This is a genomic window from Streptomyces purpurascens (assembly GCF_045040895.1).
Lineage (GTDB): Bacteria > Actinomycetota > Actinomycetes > Streptomycetales > Streptomycetaceae > Streptomyces > Streptomyces purpurascens.
This window is the reverse complement of the sequence record NZ_CP108341.1, coordinates 8299652-8321633: the sequence shown is the minus strand read 5'-3', so window position 1 is coordinate 8321633 and position 21982 is coordinate 8299652. Positions and strand designations below refer to the sequence as shown.

Here is a 21982-nt window from a genome sequence, read left to right as displayed (position 1 = left end):
CCACATCGACGTCCTACGGGGGACAGACACATGAAGCGAATGATCAGCCGTACCACCATGGGCCTCGCCGCCGTCGCGCTCACCGTCGGCGCGCTCGCCGGCACCGCCCACGCGGCGCCTGCCGCCGTGGCGAACAACGGCGACCCGACCCTCACCGACGTCTACATCTGGGCCACCGACGTCAACCTGCGCCAGCAGCCGACCACCGACTCCCCGCGTCTCGCGGTCCGTTCGAAGTGGTGGGGGGACGCCGTGTGCCAGACGCAGGGCCAGCGGGTCACCGACCCGGCCGTGGGCACCAACAACTGGTGGACCGCCGTCATGGAGTTCTCGGGCAGTGACATCGCCTGGGTGAACAACCTGTACATCCGGGGCGGCGAGAAGATCGCCGGAGTCCCGGACTGCTGACGCATCGTCCGCTCCACACGACTGCGGCGGGTCACCGGGAGACCGGTGACCCGCCGCAGGCTCGTGCTTATCAGCAGTAGCCCATCGGGCCCATGTCCGTGTAGAAGACGTAGTCGACCTTGACCCACCCGGTGACATTGCCCCGGTGGGCCGTCAGGTAGATCCAGTGGCCGTCGCCGTTCCAGCAGTGCGCGGTGAACGTCTCGCGGAAGTACCCCTGGCCGTGGACCGTGCCGTCCACCGGCCTGCTGCGGATGTTGACGCCGTCACCGAGGAAGTAGCCGCCCCGGGACTGCACCTGCTGTGTGGACGTGCCCGAAGCGGGCGCCTGCTCCTGGGCGTTGGCGGTGACGGGCGACAGCATCAGGGCCGCGCCCGCCAGGGCGAGACATGCGGCGCGCCGGATGTGTGTGCGCATGACTGACTCCTTCTTGTCGTCCTGTGTGGCGTGTGCGCGGCTCAGTACCAGCCGGTCGAGGTCAGGTCGTGGCCGTCGCAGGAGAGCAGCGCGCGCGAGACGCGGCCGCTGAGGTTGTTGCCCATCTGCGTGTAGGCGTAGTTGATGCCGGAGTCGACGGTCTCGGAGACCCATCCGTCGACCCGTCCCGCGCCGCTGTCGGATCGCTGCAGCACGGCCGCGCAGCCGGGCCGGGAACTCTCGATCCGGGCGAAGGAGCCGCACTTGTCGGAGTAGAAGTACTTCAGGGCCATGCCTTCGGCGTACTTGGTGGGCCCGACCTGCCGGAACGTGCCCGAGCAGAAGGAGGTGGTGGGGTACTGCCCCTCCATCCCGTAGGCCCCGTAGTTGCCGCCCGAGTACGGCGCGGCCTGGGCGGAGGTGGGGAGGAGCGCCATCACCGCGGCGGCGCCCCCGGCGGCCAGCAGTGTCCTGAGCGATCGGCGGCTCATGAGCTCTCTTTCGTTGTCGGCGGGTGGTCTGGTCGTGACCGTACGGGGCGTCACCACATCCACGACACCTGACACTTATCAGGGTCGAACACCCAGGTCGTGTCGTTTCGGGGGCTCCCTGACATACGTCAGGACCGCCCGCACCTCTGCGGCTCCTAGGGTGGCGCCGCGGGGCAGACCCCGCCGGACACCCGGGCGACCCTGAAGGGCAACCATGCGCACACTCCTGCGCGGCGCCGCCGCGCTCGCGACCGTCGTCACGCTCGTGTCGCTTCCGGGCGGCGCGACGGCGGTTCCCCGGCCGGCCACGGCCGTTCAGGACGGCCGGAGCGCCGAGGCCGCCCAGATCCCGGACGGCGTCACCGCCGGGGTCGCGGTCTTCGACCGCCGCACCGGCACATTCACCGAACAGGTCGATGAGAGCGCGCGGTTCCGGTCCGCGTCGGTCGTCAAACTGCTGCTGGCCCTGGACTTCCTGTGGGACCGCGGGCCCGACTACACCGTCCCCGAGTCCGACCGGGCCCGGCTGGAGCCGATGCTGCGCAGCAGTCAGGACGATGCCGCGGACCACTACTGGTCGGAGTACGGCGGCTCGGCGATCATCGACCGGATGTCCGCCCGGCTCGGCCTGCGCGACACGGCGCCGCCGCCCGCCGGGTACGAGGGCTACTGGGGCTACACCGCCCTGTCGGCCCGCGACACCGTGACGATCTACCGCTACCTCCTGGAGAAGGCGCCCGCACCCGTCCGTGACTTCGTCATGGACAATCTGCGCCGCTCCACGCGCTGCGCCTCGGACCGCTTCGACCAGCACTTCGGCATCGCCGGGTCGTTCGAGCGTCCCTGGGCGGTGAAGCAGGGCTGGTCCGGGACGTACGCGAAGGGGACGTGCGGGGCCGCGGGAACAACGGCCGCGGCGGAACCGGCCCCCGCTGACGCCGAGAAGGCCGCCGCGGCCGTGGACCTCACCCGTCCCGCGCTGCACACCACCGGCACGGTGGGCGCGGACGACCGGGCGATCGTGGCCGTGCTGACGCTGCATCCGGTCGGGACGTCGTACGGGAAGGCCTACAGCGACCTCGGCCGGCTGACCCGTTCGCTGAACGTGCCGGGCGGGGTGCGGCCCGCCGGGGCGTGGTTCGGCACCTGGGGCGAGTTCGTGAACGTCCGCAAGGGCCCGGCCACGGGCGACGGCAGGGTCACGCAGCTCCCGGCCGGGGTCGAGGTGCTGGTGGGCTGCCAGGTCCGGGGCCAGGTGGTCAGCGTGCCGCCCTACACCAACGAGTGGTGGGCCTACTTGCCCCAGTACGGGGGCTACATCTCCAACATCTACATCAGCTCGCCGGACAACCGGCTGCCGAACGTCCCGGAGTGCGGCTCGGCTCGGCCGTGACGGGAACGGGGGACGAGCGGTGGGCGGGGCCCTGACGGGTCCCGCCCACCGCTCGCGTATGCCCGGGGGTCACCGCTCGTAGGCGGCGAGGTAGCGCAGCACCCTGTCCACGTGCGGCCGTACCCGGGCCGGGACGCCGCCCTCCTCGATGACCGTGCGGTCGCTGGTGCGGTAGCCGGCCGCGACCAGCGCGGGAAGGTCCTTCTTCGGCAGCCCGGCCTGTTTGAAGCGCTGGTCGAGCCAGCACACGTACAGGCTCATCGTGGCGATCGCGTCCGGTGGTGACATGTGGTCCTTGTCGCCGTCGCCGTCCCCGTCCACGGCCCAGGCGCGGAACACCGACGGGGTCCACATGGCGACGCCGTACTCCTCGCTCTCCGGGCGGGACGCGTTCGTGTCGAAGCCGCTCTCGGCCTTGATCAGCGCGGCGAGCAGGACGGGCGTGATCTCCTCGTCGGTGCAGCGGTGGGCGGCGCGGGCGATGACGGGGCGCAGCGCCTCGGGTACGTCGGAGTCCGCGGGTATCTCGCCCGGCACCGGTCTGCGCGCGTCGGTGACGGTGGCGGAGACGCCGCCGTCATGGTCGTCGTCCCGCGTGCCGACGCCGCCGCCGAGCAGTGCCACCCCGGCGACCGCTCCGGCGGTGAGGACGACGAATCCGGCCGCGACGGCCGGCACCAGGCGTCGCCGGCGGCGGCGCGGACTGCCGGTGATGTCCTCGATCCGGGCGGCGATGTCGCGCGCGGTGTGCGGGAGGCGGGTGGTGTGGTCCGGTGCCAGGCAGTCGGCGATCAGCCGGCGCATGTCGCCGGTGAGGCCGGCGTCGAGCCGCAGGGGTGCGGTGCCGCGTGCGTAGCTCTGGGCGGAGAGCGAGCGGGCCCGGGCCGTCGCGCCCGCGAAGGGGTGGAGTCCGCCGGTGAGCACCTGGTGGGCGAGGACGCCGAAGGCCCAGATGTCGGCGGTGGGCCGGACGACGGCGCCCTGGGTGCCGGTGCGCTGGGACCACCACTCGGGCGGCAGATGGTCGAGGGTGCCGAGCGGCGGCAGATGGGCGTGGGTGCCGTCGAGTTCGGTGGCCAGTCCGAAGTCGGCCAGCCACACCTGCCCGCCCGGTCCCAGCAGGACGTTGGCGGGTTTGAGGTCGCCGTGCACCCAGCCGGCGTCGTGCATATGGGCCAGTCCGGCGGCGACTCCGCGCAGGACGCGTTCGGCGCCGTCGATCGGCCGGCCGCTCCCGGCGGCGTCCAGTACGTCCTTCAGGCTCGCCTCCGCACGGTCCATCACCAGTGCGATCGCGCCGTCCAGCGCGGGCAGTTCCGGGGCCTCGACCGTGCACACGGCGTGGGTCCGGACGAGGTGGGGGTGGTCGGCCTCCGCGCTGAAGCGGACCTCGCGTGCCACGAGTTCACCGAGCGCGGCGCGCTGGCCGGGGCCCAGGGCACCGGTCGGCAGCACCTTCACCGCCACGGGCGTGCCGTCGGCGACCGTGCGGGCCTCGTACACGGTCCCCCAGCCGCCGGAGCCGATGACCGCGCCCGTCTCCCAGCCCTCGATCCGGAAGCCCTCGGGGAGGCGGGGGCGAGGCGCCTCGAGGTCGTCGTCCTGGGAGTCCTGGGGATCCTGGGGATCCTGGGCGTCGGCTGTCGTCATGCGCCGGCCTCCTGCGGGGCGAGGCGGCCGGCGCTGCGGGGCGGCAGCAGACCGAGGTGCTCCTCGCGCACCAGGCCGAAGCGCAGGGCCACCGAGGCGAGCCGGGTGCGCTTGGCACCGGTGCGGCCGCCGTCGGCTCCGGCCGCGGCCTCCTCGCCCAGGTCCAGGCGCAGTTTGGCGAAGGCGAGGTAGTCGATGTGGTAGTTGACCGCGGAGCGGGTCAGATCCCGGCAGCCTTCCAGTGGCCGCAGTCGCTCCACGATCTGTCCGACTCCGGGCAGCGCCGAGTCGGAGGGATCGCGCAGCCGGGGCTCGCACAGGGCCACCAGGACGAGGAAGTACTTCGACGTGGGGTCAAGGGCGAAGGGGTGGACGGTCTGTTCCCCGCCGCCCGGCACGGACCGCTCGCCGAGGTAGGCGTGCTGGGGTGCGAACACCTTGAAGGCGGCGTTGCCGGACAGGGCAGGGAGCACCACTCGGGAGAACTCGAAGGGCACGGGCGCACCGAGGCGCCCGGGGGCGACGGTGAGGTACTCGCCGGCTCCCTCCAGGTTCTCCACGACGTACGACACGCTGCGGCTGTAGTTGGACAGCCGCCAGTAGTCCCCGGCCGCCTCGAGCTGCCCGGCGCGGCGGGAGACGCCGGGGTCGGTCAGGGTGATGCGCACCCCTGTTCCGCCGGGCATGCCGCGTCCGAAGTCGGCGATGTCCCCGGGCCCCAGGTGGATCAGTTCGGGACTGCCCGTCTCGTCCGCACTCCACTGTGCGGGACCGGGCAATTGCACGATGATCGTTTCCACAACGGATTTCCCCCGATGCTGACGGCCCCCGATTTGGTCGCGAGGATTGTACGGGCGGATTCCGGTTGCGCGGAGCCGGCGGGGCCGTCTCAGTGGGAGGTTTCCGGACGCCGTGCGACGAACACGAACTCCTTCCCCGGCCGGTCGGGCGCGTCGCGTACGTCCTCCACCACGAAGCCCCGCGCGGCGAGTTCCGTCTCGACCTCCCGCCGCTCGCGGAAGCGCAGCGTCGACTCCGAGGTCAGCACCTGTCCGTCCGCGGCGAACCGATAGACCTGACGGAACGTCACCAATGGGCCGGACACGTCGAGCAGTTCGACCCAGTACTCGACGGCGCCGGTTCCGGGGACGTCCGTCACGGCGTACGTGGCCTCGCGGTTCCACTCCTCCCAGGCGCGGCGAGCCGGGATCCGGGTCTCGAAGACCAGGCGACCGCCCGGCCGCAGAGCCGCTCGGGCCCCTCGCAGGAACGCGTGCCAGTCCTCGGGGCCGGTGATCTCCTGCGCGGCGTTGCCCGTCATCGTCGCGAGGTCGGCGGCCGGCGGCGGGAGGGCCGTCACATCGCCGTGGATCCACCGCACCCGCTCGCCGCCCGGCTTGCCGCGGGCCACCTCCAGGGACGCCCCGGCGGGATCGACGCCGATGACCCGGAGGCCGCGTGCGGCCAGGCGCAGCGCGAACACACCTGTCCCGCAGCCGATGTCGAGCACCTGGCGCGCCCCGAACTCCTCCGCCATGCGCAGATACGGGTCGAGGTCGCCGCGGTCGGGGTCGAGCGGGTCGTAGACCGCGGCGAGCCGCGGATGCCGGAAGCACTCGTCAGCCATGCGCCCGAAGGTACGAAGAGCGGGCCGCGGGCGGCCACCGGTTTTCGGCGACCGCCCTCTCGTCACTCAGCCCAGGCAGATGACCAGCAGGCAGAGCTCCTTGGACTTCGAGTCCGAGTTCGAGTTCGAGCCCGAGTTCGAGGGAGAGGTCGGCGTGGGGCTCGCCGCCGGCGGGGGTGTGGTGGGGTCCGCGGGCTGCTGCGTGTCCGCGCCGGACTCCGACGCGGGCGGTGTCGTGCGCTCGGTGACCTTCGACGTGGACGTACGGGCGTTGCCGGTGACCGTGTCGACGGTGCTCGGGACGGTCGTCCGCTGCCGCGGGGTCGTCAGCGGCAGCTCGCGGGGCGTGGCGGCGGCGTCCGTCCGCGGGTCCGCCGGCGTGGTGCGGGGAGCGGCGGTCCGGGGCTGCTCGCGGTGCGGGGCCTTGCCGGCCCCGGGCTCCGTGGGCGTGGAACGCGGGGTGTCGCGCTGGGTCGACGTCGGTTCGGTGTACGTCGGGGCCTCTCCCCCGGCGCCGCCCATGGTCGTGTCCTCCGGCGCCGTGGCCGCCTGGACACCGGGCGTGGAGTCCCCCTTCATGGCGGCGACGGTCAGACCGCCTCCGACGAGCGCGACGGCGGTCGCCACCACGGCCCGGCGCTGGTTCTTCTTCCAGCGGGCCATCTGACGACGCCGGGCCGCCCGCCCCTGCTGCGGGACCTGGTAGTCGTCGGCCGCGGCGGTGCCGGCGCTCCCGTGACCGCCGGACGGGTCCGTGTCAGGGATCTCGTGGCCACCGGCCGGGTCGGTGGCCGGGTTCTCGCGGCCTCCGAACGGCCCGGTGTACGCGAGGGGAAGCTCACGCGTGCCGGAGCGGGCCCCGTCCCACACGGTCCGGTCGTCCCACACGTTCCCCTCGCGCCACGCGGGGGGCGCGGCGGGGCCGGTACGGCCGTCGGCGGCGGAGGGGTCGATGTCCGGGGCGTAGGCGCCGCACCCCGGGCAGACCAAGGCGCCGTTGAGGTGCCGACGGCACGAGGAGCAGTAGTCCATGTGTGGTCTTCCCGATCTGGCTGACTGTGTCGGCGGCGCGCCGGCCGCGGCCTGGTCACGTTCGCACGTGGGATCGAGCCGTAACGCTAACGAGACTTTGAAAGGGCCGTGTGCAGCCTGTGTGACACCCCTGCGCAGATCCTCTGGATCTCGCGTGCGCTGTAAGTGACCCATGAGTAAAGCCGGAAGGGCCTGGGCACACTCAGGCACCCGCCGCCGGAGCTTGCGGCCCGGCCGGCCCCACGGACCGGATTCTCGCCCGCGTTCTGAGCATCTCGCCTGAATTTCCCGCGAGTTGGCGCACAACCCTTTGGATCCCCTGCGGGTCACACCATGCAGGAGCAACCACCTCGAAGAGTTGCAAGGGGGAAATATGAGATTTACCCGTTCCGTCCTGGCCGCGTCCGCCGTGGCGGCGCTGTCGGTGGGGACCATGACCGCCCTGGCGTCGCCCGCCTCCGCCGCGCCCAACACCACTCCGCAGAAGGTCTGCGGAAGCGGCTACAAGACCGTGAACTCGGCGGCCGTCGGCTCGCTCGGCACGCTCTACCTCACGTACAACGCGTCCAACGGACACAACTGCGTCACGACCATCCGCAACAACCCGGGGACCGCCGTGGACATGTCCGCGTATGTCTGGGTCCCCGACACCGAGGAAGGTGACTCGGACGCGGGGCTCTTCAAGTCGTACGCCGGACCGACCTACGTCCGTGGCAAGGGCCACTGCGTCGACTGGGGCGGCAGCATCGCCAACGTGTACGTCCAGGTGGTCGGCTCCAACTGCGGCTCCCTGAAGGAACACCGGACCACCTTCACCCGCTGACCCCCCTCCAGCCGGGTCACCACACCCCTGCCGCGCGTTCGCGGGGACCGTGGTGGCCCGGTTCTTCACGCGGCCCCTTGACCGTCGGCAGGGCGGAGACCCGGGGGCGGCTGCCCCGCACCCATCTCCGCTTCGGCAAGGACCGGACGATCGCCACGAACGAAAGCTCCCGCGGGTGGCGATCCCTGATCTTGGGCACACGGTGGAAATGATCTTTCCACCGGCCCCATCAGGGGGTATGCCGTGACCGCACCCGCGCGTCGTACACCGCCCGCGAACCGTCGGCGCGGGTTCGACCTTCGCTCGACCGCCCTGTTCTTCGTGCTTCTCGCTTTGGTCGTCACGGTCCTGGGCCTCATGGCTCGCATGGTGGCCGACGCTGTCGAGCGGCGTCCCGCCTGGGTGTTCGTCCTGGTCGTCGCAGGTGTCGCGGGCTTCGTGGGCCTGCGGCGCCGCGTGCACGTGGCAAGGGCGGCACGCCGGGCCGCAGCAGTGCTCGACGAGGCGGCGCGGGAGGCGGCCGACGAGCTGGACACTCCCGCGATTCCCCATCAGCGCCCGGTCGCCGAGGCCACCCCCGACTACGACGCCCTGACGCCCGAGGAGTTCGAGGAGGCGATCGCCGCCCTCTGCGAACGCGACGGCTGCTCCGCCGTCGACGTCGCGGGAGGCGCCGGCGACCTGGGCGCCGACGTCGTGGCCGTGACCCCCGACGGGCACCGGGTCGTCATCCAGTGCAAGCAGTACGTCGACACCCACTCGGTCGGGTCCCAGGATCTTCAGCGCTTCGGCGGCACATGCTTCACCGTCCACGAGGCCGACATCGCCGTCGTGGTCACCACAAGCGACTTCACCACGCCGGCGCTGGAGTACGCCGACCAGTGCGGGGTCGTATGCGTGGACCGGGAGGCCCTCCGGTCATGGACGGACGGCACCGGCCCCCGCCCCTGGGAGGCCGCCGCCACGGCAGGAGAGGCAGCGGGGCGGGGAACGGCAGGCGCCGAGACGCAGGTTCAGCAGTGAGGCGAGCCAGGAACGCGTGACACGGGAGGACGCCGGCACGCGCACCTCCCGACACACGCCCCGTCCAGCCCCCGTCTTCCTGCGAGGCGTCGAGGAAACGGCCTACCGGGAACTCACCGCCCCCGACGCCTGGCTGCCCTACTCCGACACCCAGCCCACACTCCGTGCGCTGCGCGCCCGCGGACTGCGCATCGGCATCGTCAGCGACTTCGCCTGGGACCTGCGCGTTCACCTGGCCCACGCCGGGCTGGAGGACCTGATCGACGGCTGTGTCATCTCCTACGAGCAGGGCCGCGAGAAGCCCGATCCACAGCTGTTCCTCAAAGCCTGTGCCGACCTCGGCGCCGACCCCCGCGCCACCCTCATGGTCGGCGACAACCCGGTACGCGACGGCGCCGCCACCGCCTGCGGTCTGCGCGCCTACATCCTCCCGGCCGAACACCGCACCGGCGACCGGGGCCTGGCCGAGGTCCTCCGGCTCGTGGCCTGACCCACCGCCCACGTGGGTGTCCCTCAGGTGCGTGACGTGGCGATGCTGAGCGCGTTGGCGGCCACGATGGCCGCGATGGCGGCCGACTCGGTCCAGCCCAGGTTCTGACCGAGGACGATCCAGCCGACCACGGCGGCCAGCACGGGATTGACGCTCATGAAGAGCCCGAAGACCCGGGCCGGGACGCGGCGCAGGGTGAGAAGGTCCGCCAGGTACGGGACGGCCGAGGACAGGACGCCGGCCACGAGGGCGTAGGCGACGGACCCCGCGGTCGGCGGATGGTCGACGACGAGGACGATTCCGACCGGCAGGAACATCAGCGCGGAGACTCCGGCCGCGGCGGCCGATCCCTGCACTCCGGGGACGCGTCGGCCGACGGTGCGGTTGAGCAGGATGTACGACGCCCAGCAGACGGCGGCCAGCAGCCCGAGGCCCATGCCCAGGTAGTCGGTGGAGGGCTGCGGCCGCATCAGGGTGACGACACCTGCCGCGGCGATCAGCGCGCAGCACGCGTCCACACGGCGGCGTGAGGCGGCGAGGGCGATACTCAGGGGCCCGAGGAACTCCAGGGTCACCGCGAGGCCGAGGCCGATGCGGTCGATGGCGCTGTACAGGGACAGGTTCATCGTCCCGAACACCAGGGCCAGCAGCAGGACCGGCCACCACTGCTCCTTGGTGAAGGTACGCGGACGGGGGCGGCCGACGGCCATCAGGACGATCGCGGCCACGTACTGGCGTACGGCGACGACACCGATCGGCCCGAGGACGGGGAAGGCCAGGGACCCGATCGCGGCGCCGGTCTGATTGGACAGACCGCTGCCGAACATGGTGACCACACCGGCCAGGCGTTGTCCGCCGGGGTCCGGGGCGCCGAGGTGCGGGGCGGAGGACGTCGCGAGGGTTCCCCGCGCGGGTGCCGGCGTCGGTGCGGAGGCTGCGTGCATGGCCCGATCCTGGGACGGCACGGGGGTTGCGCAAAATGCATCCGGGGCTGCGTCTATACGCTGGAGTCATGGATGTGGAGCTGCGGCAGTTGCGCTGCCTCGTCGCGATCGTCGACGAGGGCAGCTTCACCGACGCCGCCATCGCGCTCGGGGTCTCCCAGGCCGCCGTGTCCCGCACCCTGGCCTCCCTCGAACGTGCCCTCGGGGTACGGCTGTTGCGGCGGACCTCCCGTGAGGTGAGTCCGACCGGAACGGGGCTGCGCGTGCTGGGACATGCCCGGCGGGTGCTCAGCGAGGTGGACGATCTGGTCCAGGAGGCCACCTCGGGTCATGCCTGTCTGCGGGTCGGTTACGCCTGGTCGGCCGTGGGCCGCCACACGCTGGCTTTTCAGCGCCGCTGGGCCGCCACACGCCCGGAGACGGAGCTGCGGCTCGTCCGCGTCAACTCCGCCACCGCCGGCCTCGCGGAGGGGGCCTGTGACCTGGCCGTGGTCCGCAGGCCGCTGGACGACCGCCGCTTCGACTCCGCCATCGTGGGCCTGGAACGGCGCTTGTGCGCGATGGCGTCCGACGACCCCTTGGCCCGGCGCCGCTCCGTCAGACTCGCCGACATCGGCGGACGCACGCTGCTGATCGACCGGCGGACGGGCACCACCACGACACAGCTGTGGCCACCGGACGCCCGTCCGGCGACCCGGGCCACCCATGACGTCGACGACTGGCTGACCGCGATCTCGCTGGGCCGCTGTGTGGGGATGACGGCCGAGTCGACCGCACACCAGTACCCGCGTCCCGGCATCGTCTACCGGCCGGTGCGCGACGCCGAGCCGATCGCGGTGCGCCTGGCCTGGTGGCGGGACGAACCGCATCCCGCCGCCCAGGCCGCGCTCGAACTGCTCACGACGCTGTACGGCACGGGCTGACCCGGCTGTACGTGCCGCGGGAGAGTCCCGGTTCCGCCGGCGGTCCGTCCGGGTGACCCCGGGGCGCGCTTCGCGGGTGCGGCCGTCCGCCCGCGATAGGACGAGGCTGCCTCTTCCGCCACCTCAGGGTGCCGTTTCCGCGGTTCGGTTCGGCCGCCGTGCGCCGCGGCACCCGGGAAAGGACCCGCTGGTGTCCGTGCCCCAGAGCATTGATCACTCCGTCACCGCATACAGCCTTCCGCACGCCTACTGGATGGCCAAGGCGTCCGACCTGGCCTACAAGGACCGTGCCACCATCGAGCAGCAGGCGCGAAAGTGGGGGTTCGACCGGGTGCTCCATCACGAAACGCGGTTCACGCCGCCGTTTCCGCTGGAGGACACCCAGGCGTACACGATGGCCAGTGACAGGATGATCGTCACCGGTTTCCGCGGCACGGAGCCGGTGCAGATCCGCGACTGGCTCACGGACGCCGTCACGCCACCCGTACCGGGCCCGGCGGGCACCGGATACATCCACCACGGCTTCGGCGAGGCCCTGGAGTCGATCTTCCCCACGGTCCGGGACGGGCTCTCCGAACTGCGCGACCAGGAACAGTCGGTCTGGTTCACCGGCCACAGCCTGGGCGGGGCACTCGCCATGCTGGCCGGCTGCCGGATGTACCTGGAGGAGCCGCGGCTGCGGGCCGACGGCGTCTACACCTTCGGCCAGCCCCGTACCTGCGACCGGCTGCTCGCCAAGGCCTGCGACAAGGGCTTCAAGGACCGGCTCTACCGGTTCGTCAACAACAACGACATCGTCCCGCAGATGCCCCCGGAGCCGGCCTTCACCCACGTCGAGGCCCTGCGGTACATCGATTCCAAGGGCAAGGTGCACACGACGCTGCCCTTGGTCACCGGACTCGTCGACCGCGTCGGCGGCATGACCGCCGACGCCTTCGCCCCGGCGAGCGACGGCGTGCGCGACCACTTCATCGACAACTACGTCACGGCCCTCGAACGCAACCTGGCCTGAAGGGTGGGGGCACAGGACGCCGGCCCCGCCCTCAGTGCCCCAGCCCGGCGCCGCCGTCGACCGGGACGACGGCGCCGCGCACATACCCGGCACCGGCCAGGAACGCCACCGCGTCGGCGACCTCCTCGGGGCGGGCGAGGCGTCCGGCCGGGGTCCGGCGCAGCAGATCCTGGCGCTGCCGGTCGGTGAGGGCGCGGCTCATGTCCGACTCGGTGAGGCCGGGCGCCACCACATTGCAGGTGATGTCCCTGGGGCCGAGCTCGTGGGTCAGCGACCGTGCGAATCCGACCAGCCCCGCCTTCGCCGCCGCGTAGTTGGTCTGCCCGGGGGCGCCGTGCAGCGCCGCCGTGGAGGAGACCAGCACGATACGGCCGTGGCCTGCGCGGAGCATCCCGCGCACCGCTCGCCGGGCGACCCGGAAGGCCCCCGTGAGGTTGGTGTCGATGACGGAGGTGAAGTCGGCGTCGCTCATCCGCACCAGCAGGCGGTCGTTGGCGGCGCCCGCGCCCGCGACCAGGACGGTGACCGGGCCGTGGGCCGCCTCGGTCTCCGTGAAGGCCCGGTCCACCTGATCGCTGTCCGTCACATCGCACCGTACGGCGAGGAAGCCCTCGGAAGCGGGCGGCTCCTCGCCTCGGAAGGTCACCGCCACCCGGTCTCCCGCCGCCGCGAAGCGGCGGGCTATGGCCAGGCCGATCCCCCTGTTTCCCCCGGTGACGAAGACCGAACGGGCCGTTGCCTGTTCCGGCATGGCTTCCCTCTCCTGTCCTGCTCCCGTGCCGTGGCCTCTCACGTGGATTCCACCGGCTCGTCCCGTGCCCCTCGTTCCGGGACGTTCCGCGGCCGCGGTGCTCGGGTGCGCAGCCCCACGACGGCCACCGCGCATCCGACGAGGGCCAGTGCGGCGACGGCGAGGGTGGCGGCGTACATCGCGTCGAGGAAGGCCCGGTCCGCCGTGGCCGCCAGGTCGGGCAGGCGCAGTGAACCGGCCAGGGAGCGGGCCGCCTCGGCGGAGGCCCGGGCCCGTTCCTCGGCGGCCGGGGACAATCCCTGTGCGGTACCGGGCAGTTCGGCGTCCGCCATCCGCTCCCGGTACACGCCGGACAGGATCGAACCGGCCATCGCCACCCCGAGCGTTCCGCCGACCTGCCGGGTGACGCTGTTGACGGCCGAGCCTGCGCCCGCGAGATGCGGTGGCACCCCGCTCATCATCGCGGCCGTGACCGGCGTGCCGACCAGGCCCATCCCGAAGCCCTGGATCCACAGCAGCGCGACGATGAAACCGATCGGGGTCTGCCCGTCGAGCCAGGCGTAGGCGACGTAGGTGGCCGCCGTGGCCAGGACACCGGCCGCGACCGTCCACCGGGCCGACAGCAGCCTGCTCAGCGCCGGGGACGCCTGACTGCCCAGGACGATGCCGACCGCGGCGGCGATCATCACGGTGCCGGCCTCGGCTGGCGACAATCCACGGGGCCCCTGGAGATAGAAGGCCGCGTAGAACAGGTGCCCGGCCAAGGCCATGAAGGCGATCAGCAGCACCACGCTCCCGGCCGTGAACCCGGGCCGCCGGAAGAGCCGCAGATCCAGGCTGGGCGCCGGGGACCTGCGCTGACCGGCGACGAAAGCGCAGAGCAGGGCGCCGCCCAGGACCAGCGGGAGGAGGACGTGCGGCCCGTACCAGGGCTGTCCGTCGCCGGCTTCGATGATCCCGTAGACCACGCCGCCGAGGCCGAGCACCGACAGGGCCAGGCCCGGGAGGTCGAGCGGTCTGCGCCGGGGACCCTTCAACTCGGGTACGACGGCGGCGACTCCGGCCAGGCACACAGCGACGATCGGCACGTTGACCAGGAACACCGATCCCCACCAGAAGTTGCTGAGCAGCGCCCCGCCCACCACCGGGCCGACGGCCACGCCCAGACCGCTGGACGAACTCCAGATCGCGATCGCCCGGGTACGTTTCGCCTCCGGGGTGCTCTGCACGATCACCGACAGGGTCGCCGGCATCAGCAGTGCGCTGCCCCCGCCCATGAACGCGCGCGCCACGACCAGCCACGCCGGGCTCCCCGCGAACGCGCCGGCGGCGGACGCCGCGCCGAACAGCGCCAGTCCGGCGAGGAGGGTGGCCCGGGGGCCGAACCGGTCGGCCAGCGCGCCGCCCGCGAAGAGACCGCCGGCGAAGACCAGGGTGTAGGCGCTCGCCACCCACTCCAGTTCGGCGGGCGTCGCGCCCAGGCCCTCGGCCGGGTCGGCCAGGGTGGTGACGGCGACGTTGAGGATCGAGGTGTCCAGCCAGATCAGCATCTGGGCGCAGACCACGACCAGCAGGACGGCCCACGGCCGAGACGGGAGAGCCTCCGGCCTGCCGGGCCCGGTCATCGTGCCCCCAGCCCGTCGCGCCAGCTCGGCCGCAGCGGCTTCCAGCCCAGCGTCGTACGCGCCCGGTCGTTGGACGCGCCCCGCGCCGCGGTGAGCTGATGGGCCGTGAACCAGCCGAGCAGCCTGGGCGCCATCGCCGCCGGAACCGTGCGCGGGGCCGGGGCGCCCAGCGCACGGGCGTAGTGCGCCAGCCACTCGGCGGCCGGGGCAGGTTCGTCGTCCGTGATGTGGAGGACCCCGGTGGCCTCCGACTCGACGGCCGCCACGGCCGCTCCCACGGCGTCCTCCACCTGCAGGAACGAGGTGATCCCCGACCCGCCCTCGGGCAGCGGGAGCTTCCCCGCCAGCACCCGCTGCCCGGTCCCGCCGGTACGGGCGTACGCGGTGCCGGGGCCATACAGGGTGCCGTACCTGAGGACCAGACCGCTCAGGCCCGCACCGCTCAGCACCAGCCGTTCCAGCTCGGCCACGGCCCGTACGGTGGCGGCCCAGCCGGGGTCCGGGGCGTCCACGTACAACGGTGCGTCCTCGTCGAGGACCAGGACCCCGGCCGGGGCCGCGGCGAAGGCGATGGACTGCGCGACCAGCCGTCGCGCGCCGGCCGCCCGGGCCGCCTCGACCAGGTGGGCGGTGCCCGCGGTGCGCAGCCGGGCGGTCTGTGCGAAGGCGCCCGCGGGATCGTCGCGCAGCAGCCGCAGCGCCGTCATCTGGTGCACGACCACGTCGGGCCGGGCGGCCGAGACCGCCGGCAGCAGGGACGCGCGGTCGAGGGCGTCGGCGACCACGGCCTCGTCCGCGTCCGGGGCCCGGGAAGCGTCCCGCACCAGGGCGCTCACATGGTGCCCCCGCGCCCGCAGCGCGCCCACCAGCGGATGTCCGACCACTCCGGTGGCACCGGCGACAAGTACCCGCACCGCTCAGCCCTCCGTACCCGGGGCGACCCGCATCAGCAGGCGGCACGCCTTGTCGCCGTCGCGCAGACAGCTCTCGGCCCGGTTCTCGGTCAGGGTCACACCGAGTCCTTCGGACCAGCCCGCGTGGATGTCGGTGCAGGGACACCGGTAGCCCTCCAGCGAACCGGCCATCCGCACCATGGTGATGGCGAAGTTCCGCCGCAGCGTGAGGACGATTCCGTCGTCGCCCTCCACCTCGGTGGAGGCGTTGCGCAGTTCCGGCGGGAACATGCGGTCGCCGCACTCGTCGTAGCGGCGGCGCAGTTCCTCCAGGTCCTTGCCGGTGTCGCCGCTGTCGGGCAGCGGGCCCGACCGGCGGGCGACGCGCTGCCCGACGTGCAGGGCCACCTTGCGCATCGCCTCCGCGTTGATCTCGTTCGCGGCCTCCTGCCCGAAGCGCCCGGCCACCCCCTGGTACCAGTGGGCGTCGTGCTGCCACCACAGCCGGTACGCGTCCACCGTCTGCGCGCGGTGGTTGGTCCCGTCGTCACTCACTCCTGCCCCCTGGTGGCGAACCGGTCGCGCATCACGCGTTTGAGGACCTTGCCCGTGGCGCCCTTGGGCACATCGTCGGGTTCCATCCGCAGGGCCCGGGCCACCAGCGGGAACCCGGCGGCCGCCAGGACCGCGTTGACCCGCCCGGTCCACGCCTCGCCGTCGCCGGCGGGGGCGTCCTCGTCGGCGAGTTGGAGCAGCGCGTACGCCTCGGCCTCTCCCCCGCCGTCCCAGTCCGCCCGTACGCCCTCGGGGGCCACCCCGACGACCGTGCAGTCGGCCAGTTCGGGCAGCTCCCGCAGGAGCAGTTCCTCGGTCCGGGTGCTGAACAGGATCCCGTCGCGGGTCCGGATCGCGTCCGGTGCCCGGTCGAGGTGGTAGAAGTTGCCGTCCTCGTCCTGGTGGGCGAGGTCCCCGGTGAGCCAGTAGCCGCCCAGCCGCAGCCGGTTCCAGGTCAGCGAGTCGTTCCAGTAACCGGGCGTGAGGGTCGGCGACTTCAGGCCGAGGCGGCCGATCCGCCCCGGCGGCAGCGGGGTGCCGTCCTCGGCGAGCACGGCGGCCTCGGCGAAGCTGATCGGCTTGCCGACGCAGCGCGAGTAGGACGAGGTGTCCTTGGTGTGCCGGTTGTGGAAGACGGAGTAGCCCGCTTCGGACGAGCCGAGCCCGTCCACGAAGACGGAGCCCTCGACCCGCGTACGCCGCAGATCGCGCCCGATCCTCTCGTGGCTGCCGTACCGCACCAGCGCCCGGATGTGCGCCTCGTGCGCCGCGTCCCCGGTGTTGAACCACACCTGGACACTGTCCAGATGGCGTCTCGTCAGGTCCTGCGCGGCCATCTCGCCGAAGGTCCCGGCGAAGGCCAGCACCGTGGTGGGCCGGAACTCCTCGATGGCGTCCAGCACATCGGTGCCGCGCCGGCTGGAGAGCAGCTTGATGTCCGTGCGGAGCAGCAGGCAGTACAGCAGGGTCGCCACCATGGCGTTGTGCGCGCCCGGCAGCCCGACCAGGGTGCGTTCCATGTCGGTTCCGGTGGAGTAGCGCAGCCGGTGCAGCTGCGCGTACATCAGCGTCCGGTGGGTGTGCGGAACCCCTTTGGGCGTGCCGGTGGTTCCGGACGAGTGCGAGATGAGCACCGGGTCGGTGGGGTCGTGCCGGTACGGGTACGACGGCGGCAGGGCCGCGCGGTCCCCGGGGCGGATGCCGGCGGCGGTGACGCAGAAGCCGAGCCCCGACCCTGACAGCACCGGGTGGTGCTCCCGGTCCGTGAAGGCGCCCACCGCCCCCTGTCCGCGTACGTACTCCCGGGCGGTCTCGGGGGCCAGGTTGCCGTTGACGAACGAGGGGATCGCGCCGAGGGAGGTCAGCGCCAGGAAGTTCACCGCGAACTCGGCGCTGGAGTGGGAGTGCACGGCGACCGGGTCGCGGGGCCGCACCCCTCGGGCGGCGTACCAGCCCGCGTAGGTCTCGACGGCCTCGATCAGCTGCCCGAGCGTCAGCACCCGGGGGCGGCCGCCGTCCGGCGCCTGCCAGCTGCCGTCCGTCCGCAGCACCGGCTCGTCGAGCGGGCGGCCGTACGCCGTCAGGCGCTCCAGGACGTTGCCGGCGCCCAGTTCGGTGTCGGAGCAGATCCGGGCGCGCTCCTGCCTACTGATGAGCATGGGTCTCCGTTTCCTTCCTTGCCTCGGAGTGGGTGGCCGCCAGATCGAAGAGGCCCTGGATGCTTCCGGGGCAGGCGGCGGTCCCGGTAGCCGAGTCGTGCGTCTCGTCCGCCCGGATCGTGACGGGGATCCCGGCGCCGGGACGGGCTAGCAACAGCGCCGCCGCGATACCGGCGTTCGCGGGAAGGCCCGCCAACGGGTGACCGTCGACGGCCAGTTCCCGGTACACGGCGGCCGCCCGCTCACCGCCGCCCAGTTCGACACCCAGCACCAGCACCCGGTCCAGCTCCGGGTCCTCCAGCAGGAGATCCGCCATGGCCAGCAGTTCGGTCAGCGAGTCGTCGAGGGTGGCGAGGCTGAACATCTGTCCGGTGATCCGGAACTCCCGGCTCATGTGGCCCAGTACGGAGTTGGGCGTGGCCTGCATGAACAGCAGCGGGTTGTGGACCCGCCCGGCGACCATCCGGCTGCTGGCGAGATCCGCGGTGGTCGTGTCGCCCATCAGGCCCGCCAGGACCACGGCGGTCCGGGAGTCTCCCCCGCTCTCGGCTTCTCCCCCACGCTCGGCTTCGCTCGCGCGGGGGGACCCCCATGAGCGGGAGGTGCCCCCGTCGGGCCGTTCGGCCAGGCACTGTCTGGCGACCTCGAACGCCAGCGGGCTGAACGCCGACTCCACGAAGCCGGGCAGCCTCGGCAGCTCGATGTCGTCCGGGCGCCCGGTGCGGTGGGTCGCGGTGGCGCTCGCCAGGATGCCGAGAGCCGAGCGTGGTACGGGTCTGTCCGTCGTCACGGCCGCTCCAGCACGAGTGCGGTGTTGGCGCCCCCGAAGGCGGCGTTGATGGTGAGGGCCCGGCGCGGGTCGGCCCGGCGCGGCCGGTTCGGCACGTAGTCGAGGTCGCATTCCGGGTCGGGCCGGGTGAACCCGGCGGTCGGCGGCAGCACACCGTCCGTGAGGGCCAGCAGGGTGATGACGAACTCCACGATGCCCGCCGCCTCCAGGAGGTGCCCGGTGGTGCTCTTGGTCGAGCTCACCGGGATCGACCCGGCCCGCCCCCCGAGGGCGGCTCGCAGTCCCCGGGTCTCGGCGCCGTCGTTGTACTTGGTGCCGGTCCCGTGGGCGTTGACATAGCCGAGGGCCGCCCCGTCCGGGTCGCCGGCCAGCCGCAGCGCCTGCCGTGCGGCCCGGGCCAGGCCGGCCCCCTCCGGATGCGGCTGGGCGATGTGGTGGGCGTCCGTCGCCGCGCCCCAGCCCGGCACGGACGCCAGCGGCCGGGCACCGCGCCGCCGGGCGTGCTCGGCGGACTCCAGTACGACGGCCGCGACTCCGTCGCCGAGCAGCAGCCCGCTGCGGTCGGCGCTGAACGGGCGCACCATGCCGTCGCGGGAGAGTGCCCGGCCGGAGTCGAACTTGCCGAAGGTCTCCTCCTCAACGAGATATCCGCCCGCGCAGACCGCGACGTCGATCCGGCCGGAGGAGATCAGCCGGCAGGCGTGGATGATCGCGGCGGCGGAGGCGACACAGGCGTTGGTGAAGGCGAGCCGGGGCCCGGTCAGCCCGAGGTGGCCGGCCAGCAACTCGGCGAGCCGCGCGGGCACGGCGTCGGCGAGCCGCGCCGCGGCACCGCCCGGCTCGGCACCGGGACCGCCCGTGGTTACGGCGCCCGCGTTCGGGCCCGCGCCCTCGCCCCCAGAGCCGTTCGGCATCACGTCCGCGGTCCGGGCTACGTGCTCACGGGCAGCGCCGTTCGGGACAACACCCCCCGTCCGGCCCGCGTCCTCGCCCGGGACCATGTCCGATTTCCGGGCCACGCCCTCACCGGCGACGCCGTTCCGGACAACACCCCCGGTCCGGCCCGCGTCCGTTCCCGGCCCGGGCACCGATACCGACGCGGCCTCCCCGGGCCGGCTCCGCCAGTACCGCGTGACGCTGGTGTGGTCGCCGGCGACGCCGAGCAGGATCGCCGCCTCCGTGCCCGGGCCGAGGCCGGCCATGTCGAGGGCTTCCGTCCCGCAGCGGGCGAGTGCGTGGCGCAGCGCCCAGTCCTCGACCGCGTCGGGTCCGTCGGGGGCGGCGGCGGCCATGGGCGTCCGGTACGGGCCGGTGTCGAAGCGCGTGGTGGGGCGGAAGGCGGGGACCCCCGCGAAAACCCCGCGCCGCAGGGCGTCGGCGCCCGTGCCGAACGCGGTGCGTACGCCGAAGCCGGTGATCGTCACGTCACCGCTCATCCCGGCCGCTCCCTTCCGCCCGGTCCGTCTGTGCCGCGCGCAGGTATCCGGTGAGCCGCCGCAGTGAGGTCAGCCCGGCGATGTCCTCGTCGGTGGGCTCGACGACCAGGCCGTAGCGCTCCTCGACCACGTGGAGCAGCCACACCAGCCCGAGGGAGTCCAGCACCAGTTCGGCGTCCTCGCCGAGGTCGTCGGGCAGCCCGGGGAAGACCTTGCGGTCCGACAGCAGCTGCCGGACGGTGTCGGTGGTGATGGTGGACAGCGAGGCCTCCGTGCTCATGCCCGCGCACCGCGCCGGACGACCTCGGCGACGAGTCCGCCGAGGGTCAGGGAGGCCAGCGGCTCGATGTCGGTGTCCGGGATCTCCACGCCGAACCGGGACTCCAGCCGCATCGTGAGCTCGATCAGGCTGAGTGAGTCGACGTCCAGCCCGCCGACGGTCACCGGGCTGTCGTCGGTGATGCCCTCACGGCTGGTCAGGATGTTCATCTCGTCGATGACCGCGGTCAGGACGAACTCGCGGATCTCTTCTTCCAGGGTCGATGTGCTCATGGTCGACAGAACTCCAGTGAGAGGTACCGGTGGGGGAATCGTGCGGAAGGTGTTCGGGCGGCCCGGGCCGGACTACGACGCACCGCTCGCCGCCGCCCGCAACGCCGCCGCCTGGCGCAGCAGCTTCCCGTTGGACGTACGCGGCAGGGTCTCCAGCAGCCGGATCACCCGGGGCAGCTTGTAGTCGGCCAGCCGCTCCCGGCACCACCGCAGCAACTCCTCCGCGGACGGGTCCTCGGCATCGGCGGCCACCGCGACATACGCCTCGGTCACGCCCTCGTGGACCAGGACCGCCTGCTCGACCGCCGGGTGCTCGCGGAGCACCTGCTCGACCTCGGTGAGATCGACCTTCAGACCGCCGATCACGACGAGCGAGTCGGCCCGGCCGTGCACGCTGACCGCGCCGGTGTCGTCCACGGTGGCCCGGTCGCGGGTGTGCAGCCAGCCGTCCGCGTACCGCGTACCGCCCGAGTCGAAGAGATACGGGGACTCGGCCAGCGCCACGTCCAGTTCGCCGCGGTACTGCCGTACCACCACGCCCGGTGCGGCCCGGCCGACCGAGGGCCGCAGCGCGCCGCCGACGTCGATGGCGACGATGCCGGTCTCGGTGGTGCCGTAGGCCTCGCCGACCGGGACGCCGTACCGTTCGGCGAACCGCGCCGCCACCGGCGGGGGCATCAGCTCGCCGCCCGACACCGCGATCCGCAGCTCGGGCAGGGCGGGCGGATCGAGGGCGGCCGCGAGCAGTTCGAAGTGCGTCGGCACGCCGAACAGGGCGGTGACCCGGTGGTCCACCGCGGTCCGCAGGATGTCGCGGGCCGAGACGCGGGGCGCGAACACCACGGAGACGCCGGCCGCCAGGGAGCACAGCAGCCCGCCGATCAGACCGAAGCTGTGGGCTGTCGAACTGAGCAGCAGCAGCCGGTCGTCCTCCCCCGGCATGCCGGGGACCGTGGCGAACGCGTCCACTTCGGCGGCGAGCGACCGGACGGTCCTGCCGATCACCTTCGGCCGTCCCGTGGAGCCCGAGCTGAACTGCACCAGCCGGTGCCCGGTGGCGGCCGGCCGGCCGGTCCTGCGGCACTCGGTGGTGACCTCGTACTCGGGCCGGAAACCGAACGCCGCCCGGACGTTGGACCCGGCACCGACCAGGAACTGCGGCCGGCAGACCGCGCAGAGGGACTCCACCTCGGCCGGCTTGAGCCGGAAGTCGAGGAGCAGCACCTGGGCGCCGAGCCGCCACAGCGCGAGCAGCACCTCCACCTGGGTGAAGCTGGGCGGTGTCCGCAGGGCCACGGTGCTGCCCGGGCCGATGCCGTAGCCGGCGAACACGGCGGCCTGTTTGGCCACCCGCTCACGTAACTCCGCCCGGCTGACCGTCTCCTGTCGGTGTATCAGGAATGGCAGGTCGTCGTCCCGCGCGTCGAACAGCCGCTGGACGAGGGTGCCCATCGAGTCGGCCGGGTCTGTCGCGAGTTCGCCCATGGG

24 protein-coding genes are annotated in these 21982 nt (G+C 72.8%); 7 read left to right on the top strand and 17 right to left on the bottom strand.

Annotated features, from left to right (window positions below):
* The first annotated feature begins 30 nt into the window (after positions 1–30).
* Entirely contained in the window at positions 31–408 is a 378-nt protein-coding gene (locus OHU35_RS37745; RefSeq protein ID WP_189722427.1) for a peptidase M23, read from the top strand.
* Between the two features lie 70 nt (positions 409–478).
* On the opposite strand, the gene OHU35_RS37740 is transcribed toward OHU35_RS37745, so the two are convergent.
* Both OHU35_RS37740 and OHU35_RS37735 read right to left on the bottom strand, forming a co-directional pair.
* A complete protein-coding gene (locus OHU35_RS37740; RefSeq protein WP_189722428.1) occupies positions 479–826 on the bottom strand; it encodes a hypothetical protein in 348 nt (115 codons plus the stop codon).
* A 41-nt stretch (positions 827–867) separates the two neighbouring features.
* Positions 868–1317 (bottom strand): hypothetical protein, encoded by a 450-nt coding sequence (locus OHU35_RS37735; RefSeq protein WP_359890070.1) that lies wholly within the window; start codon positions 1315–1317, stop codon positions 868–870.
* Between the two features lie 214 nt (positions 1318–1531).
* Here OHU35_RS37735 and OHU35_RS37730 point away from each other — a divergent pair, with 214 nt between their 5' ends.
* A complete protein-coding gene (locus OHU35_RS37730) occupies positions 1532–2710 on the top strand; it encodes a hypothetical protein (RefSeq protein ID WP_405508509.1) in 1179 nt (392 codons plus the stop codon).
* Between the two features lie 69 nt (positions 2711–2779).
* Here the strand turns inward: OHU35_RS37730 and OHU35_RS37725 are convergent, their stop codons facing one another.
* The 4 genes from OHU35_RS37725 to OHU35_RS37710 all read right to left on the bottom strand — a co-directional run bounded on the left by OHU35_RS37725 (position 2780) and on the right by OHU35_RS37710 (position 7019).
* A complete protein-coding gene (locus OHU35_RS37725; RefSeq protein ID WP_405508507.1) occupies positions 2780–4360 on the bottom strand; it encodes a protein kinase domain-containing protein in 1581 nt (526 codons plus the stop codon).
* Entirely contained in the window at positions 4357–5160 is an 804-nt protein-coding gene (locus tag OHU35_RS37720) for a serine/threonine protein kinase (RefSeq protein ID WP_189722432.1), read from the bottom strand. The genes OHU35_RS37725 and OHU35_RS37720 overlap by 4 nt, the downstream gene beginning before the upstream one ends.
* 89 nt (positions 5161–5249) lie before the next feature.
* On the bottom strand, positions 5250–5987 hold the full coding sequence (locus tag OHU35_RS37715) for a bifunctional 2-polyprenyl-6-hydroxyphenol methylase/3-demethylubiquinol 3-O-methyltransferase UbiG (protein WP_189722433.1): 738 nt from the start codon (positions 5985–5987) through the stop codon (positions 5250–5252).
* Positions 5988–6053: 66 nt separating this feature from the next.
* Entirely contained in the window at positions 6054–7019 is a 966-nt protein-coding gene (locus OHU35_RS37710; RefSeq protein ID WP_189722434.1) for a hypothetical protein, read from the bottom strand.
* A 373-nt stretch (positions 7020–7392) separates the two neighbouring features.
* Here OHU35_RS37710 and OHU35_RS37705 point away from each other — a divergent pair, with 373 nt between their 5' ends.
* The 3 genes from OHU35_RS37705 to OHU35_RS37695 all read left to right on the top strand — a co-directional run bounded on the left by OHU35_RS37705 (position 7393) and on the right by OHU35_RS37695 (position 9355).
* Positions 7393–7842: a spore-associated protein gene (locus tag OHU35_RS37705; protein WP_189722435.1), complete on the top strand. Its 450-nt coding sequence runs from the start codon at positions 7393–7395 to the stop codon at positions 7840–7842.
* 243 nt (positions 7843–8085) lie between these two features.
* The gene (locus OHU35_RS37700) at positions 8086–8865 is read left to right on the top strand and encodes a restriction endonuclease (protein WP_189722436.1); all 780 of its coding nucleotides are present in this window, start codon (positions 8086–8088) and stop codon (positions 8863–8865) included.
* 16 nt (positions 8866–8881) lie between these two features.
* Positions 8882–9355 carry an HAD-IA family hydrolase gene (locus OHU35_RS37695; protein WP_359890053.1) on the top strand — a complete coding sequence of 158 codons (474 nt, stop codon included), beginning with the start codon at positions 8882–8884 and terminating at the stop codon, positions 9353–9355.
* 23 nt (positions 9356–9378) lie between these two features.
* Here OHU35_RS37695 and OHU35_RS37690 read toward each other — a convergent pair whose 3' ends face one another.
* A complete protein-coding gene (locus OHU35_RS37690) occupies positions 9379–10299 on the bottom strand; it encodes a DMT family transporter (protein ID WP_189722437.1) in 921 nt (306 codons plus the stop codon).
* A gap of 68 nt (positions 10300–10367) precedes the next feature.
* Here OHU35_RS37690 and OHU35_RS37685 point away from each other — a divergent pair, with 68 nt between their 5' ends.
* Positions 10368–11222, top strand: coding sequence for a LysR family transcriptional regulator (locus OHU35_RS37685; protein ID WP_189722438.1), 855 nt, complete (start codon positions 10368–10370; stop codon positions 11220–11222).
* A gap of 190 nt (positions 11223–11412) precedes the next feature.
* Positions 11413–12234 carry a lipase family protein gene (locus OHU35_RS37680; protein ID WP_359890047.1) on the top strand — a complete coding sequence of 274 codons (822 nt, stop codon included), beginning with the start codon at positions 11413–11415 and terminating at the stop codon, positions 12232–12234.
* A gap of 31 nt (positions 12235–12265) precedes the next feature.
* Here the strand turns inward: OHU35_RS37680 and OHU35_RS37675 are convergent, their stop codons facing one another.
* From OHU35_RS37675 to OHU35_RS37630, 10 genes are all read right to left on the bottom strand, one after another.
* Entirely contained in the window at positions 12266–12985 is a 720-nt protein-coding gene (locus tag OHU35_RS37675; protein WP_359890045.1) for an SDR family oxidoreductase, read from the bottom strand.
* A 38-nt stretch (positions 12986–13023) separates the two neighbouring features.
* Positions 13024–14610 carry an MFS transporter gene (locus tag OHU35_RS37670; RefSeq protein ID WP_405508502.1) on the bottom strand — a complete coding sequence of 529 codons (1587 nt, stop codon included), beginning with the start codon at positions 14608–14610 and terminating at the stop codon, positions 13024–13026.
* Positions 14607–15524: an NAD(P)-dependent oxidoreductase gene (locus tag OHU35_RS37665; protein WP_359890040.1), complete on the bottom strand. Its 918-nt coding sequence runs from the start codon at positions 15522–15524 to the stop codon at positions 14607–14609. The genes OHU35_RS37670 and OHU35_RS37665 overlap by 4 nt, the downstream gene beginning before the upstream one ends.
* A gap of 3 nt (positions 15525–15527) precedes the next feature.
* Complete coding sequence (locus OHU35_RS37660) at positions 15528–16058, bottom strand: hypothetical protein (RefSeq protein WP_189722442.1); 531 nt, start codon at positions 16056–16058, stop codon at positions 15528–15530.
* Entirely contained in the window at positions 16055–17716 is a 1662-nt protein-coding gene (locus OHU35_RS37655; RefSeq protein WP_405508500.1) for a class I adenylate-forming enzyme family protein, read from the bottom strand. The genes OHU35_RS37660 and OHU35_RS37655 overlap by 4 nt, the downstream gene beginning before the upstream one ends.
* Entirely contained in the window at positions 17703–18506 is an 804-nt protein-coding gene (locus OHU35_RS37650) for a hypothetical protein (RefSeq protein WP_405508498.1), read from the bottom strand. Before OHU35_RS37650 ends, OHU35_RS37655 begins: the two co-directional genes overlap by 14 nt.
* Positions 18503–19942 carry a beta-ketoacyl synthase gene (locus OHU35_RS37645; RefSeq protein WP_229872827.1) on the bottom strand — a complete coding sequence of 480 codons (1440 nt, stop codon included), beginning with the start codon at positions 19940–19942 and terminating at the stop codon, positions 18503–18505. The genes OHU35_RS37650 and OHU35_RS37645 overlap by 4 nt, the downstream gene beginning before the upstream one ends.
* Positions 19932–20222 (bottom strand): acyl carrier protein, encoded by a 291-nt coding sequence (locus tag OHU35_RS37640; protein WP_189722445.1) that lies wholly within the window; start codon positions 20220–20222, stop codon positions 19932–19934. Before OHU35_RS37640 ends, OHU35_RS37645 begins: the two co-directional genes overlap by 11 nt.
* The gene (locus OHU35_RS37635) at positions 20219–20494 is read right to left on the bottom strand and encodes an acyl carrier protein (protein WP_031105264.1); all 276 of its coding nucleotides are present in this window, start codon (positions 20492–20494) and stop codon (positions 20219–20221) included. The genes OHU35_RS37640 and OHU35_RS37635 overlap by 4 nt, the downstream gene beginning before the upstream one ends.
* Before the next feature lie 72 nt (positions 20495–20566).
* Positions 20567–21979, bottom strand: a complete 1413-nt coding sequence (locus OHU35_RS37630; protein WP_229872828.1) for a class I adenylate-forming enzyme family protein — start codon at positions 21977–21979, stop codon at positions 20567–20569.
* Positions 21980–21982 lie beyond the last annotated feature (3 nt).

What these genes read in the sequence shown, in the direction of transcription:
- OHU35_RS37740 (WP_189722428.1), bottom strand. Translation starts at nt 826, where the DNA reads ATGCGCACACACATCCGGCGCGCCGCATGTCTCGCCCTGGCGGGCGCG.
- OHU35_RS37655 (WP_405508500.1), bottom strand. Translation starts at nt 17,716, where the DNA reads ATGCTCATCAGTAGGCAGGAGCGCGCCCGGATCTGCTCCGACACCGAA.
- OHU35_RS37710 (WP_189722434.1), bottom strand. Translation starts at nt 7,019, where the DNA reads ATGGACTACTGCTCCTCGTGCCGTCGGCACCTCAACGGCGCCTTGGTC.
- OHU35_RS37645 (WP_229872827.1), bottom strand. Translation starts at nt 19,942, where the DNA reads ATGAGCGGTGACGTGACGATCACCGGCTTCGGCGTACGCACCGCGTTC.
- OHU35_RS37715 (WP_189722433.1), bottom strand. Translation starts at nt 5,987, where the DNA reads ATGGCTGACGAGTGCTTCCGGCATCCGCGGCTCGCCGCGGTCTACGAC.
- OHU35_RS37745 (WP_189722427.1), top strand. Translation starts at nt 31, where the DNA reads ATGAAGCGAATGATCAGCCGTACCACCATGGGCCTCGCCGCCGTCGCG.
- OHU35_RS37675 (WP_359890045.1), bottom strand. Translation starts at nt 12,985, where the DNA reads ATGCCGGAACAGGCAACGGCCCGTTCGGTCTTCGTCACCGGGGGAAAC.
- OHU35_RS37640 (WP_189722445.1), bottom strand. Translation starts at nt 20,222, where the DNA reads ATGAGCACGGAGGCCTCGCTGTCCACCATCACCACCGACACCGTCCGG.
- OHU35_RS37705 (WP_189722435.1), top strand. Translation starts at nt 7,393, where the DNA reads ATGAGATTTACCCGTTCCGTCCTGGCCGCGTCCGCCGTGGCGGCGCTG.
- OHU35_RS37630 (WP_229872828.1), bottom strand. Translation starts at nt 21,979, where the DNA reads ATGGGCGAACTCGCGACAGACCCGGCCGACTCGATGGGCACCCTCGTC.
- OHU35_RS37730 (WP_405508509.1), top strand. Translation starts at nt 1,532, where the DNA reads ATGCGCACACTCCTGCGCGGCGCCGCCGCGCTCGCGACCGTCGTCACG.
- OHU35_RS37735 (WP_359890070.1), bottom strand. Translation starts at nt 1,317, where the DNA reads ATGAGCCGCCGATCGCTCAGGACACTGCTGGCCGCCGGGGGCGCCGCC.
- OHU35_RS37685 (WP_189722438.1), top strand. Translation starts at nt 10,368, where the DNA reads ATGGATGTGGAGCTGCGGCAGTTGCGCTGCCTCGTCGCGATCGTCGAC.
- OHU35_RS37670 (WP_405508502.1), bottom strand. Translation starts at nt 14,610, where the DNA reads ATGACCGGGCCCGGCAGGCCGGAGGCTCTCCCGTCTCGGCCGTGGGCC.
- OHU35_RS37725 (WP_405508507.1), bottom strand. Translation starts at nt 4,360, where the DNA reads ATGACGACAGCCGACGCCCAGGATCCCCAGGATCCCCAGGACTCCCAG.
- OHU35_RS37635 (WP_031105264.1), bottom strand. Translation starts at nt 20,494, where the DNA reads ATGAGCACATCGACCCTGGAAGAAGAGATCCGCGAGTTCGTCCTGACC.
- OHU35_RS37690 (WP_189722437.1), bottom strand. Translation starts at nt 10,299, where the DNA reads ATGCACGCAGCCTCCGCACCGACGCCGGCACCCGCGCGGGGAACCCTC.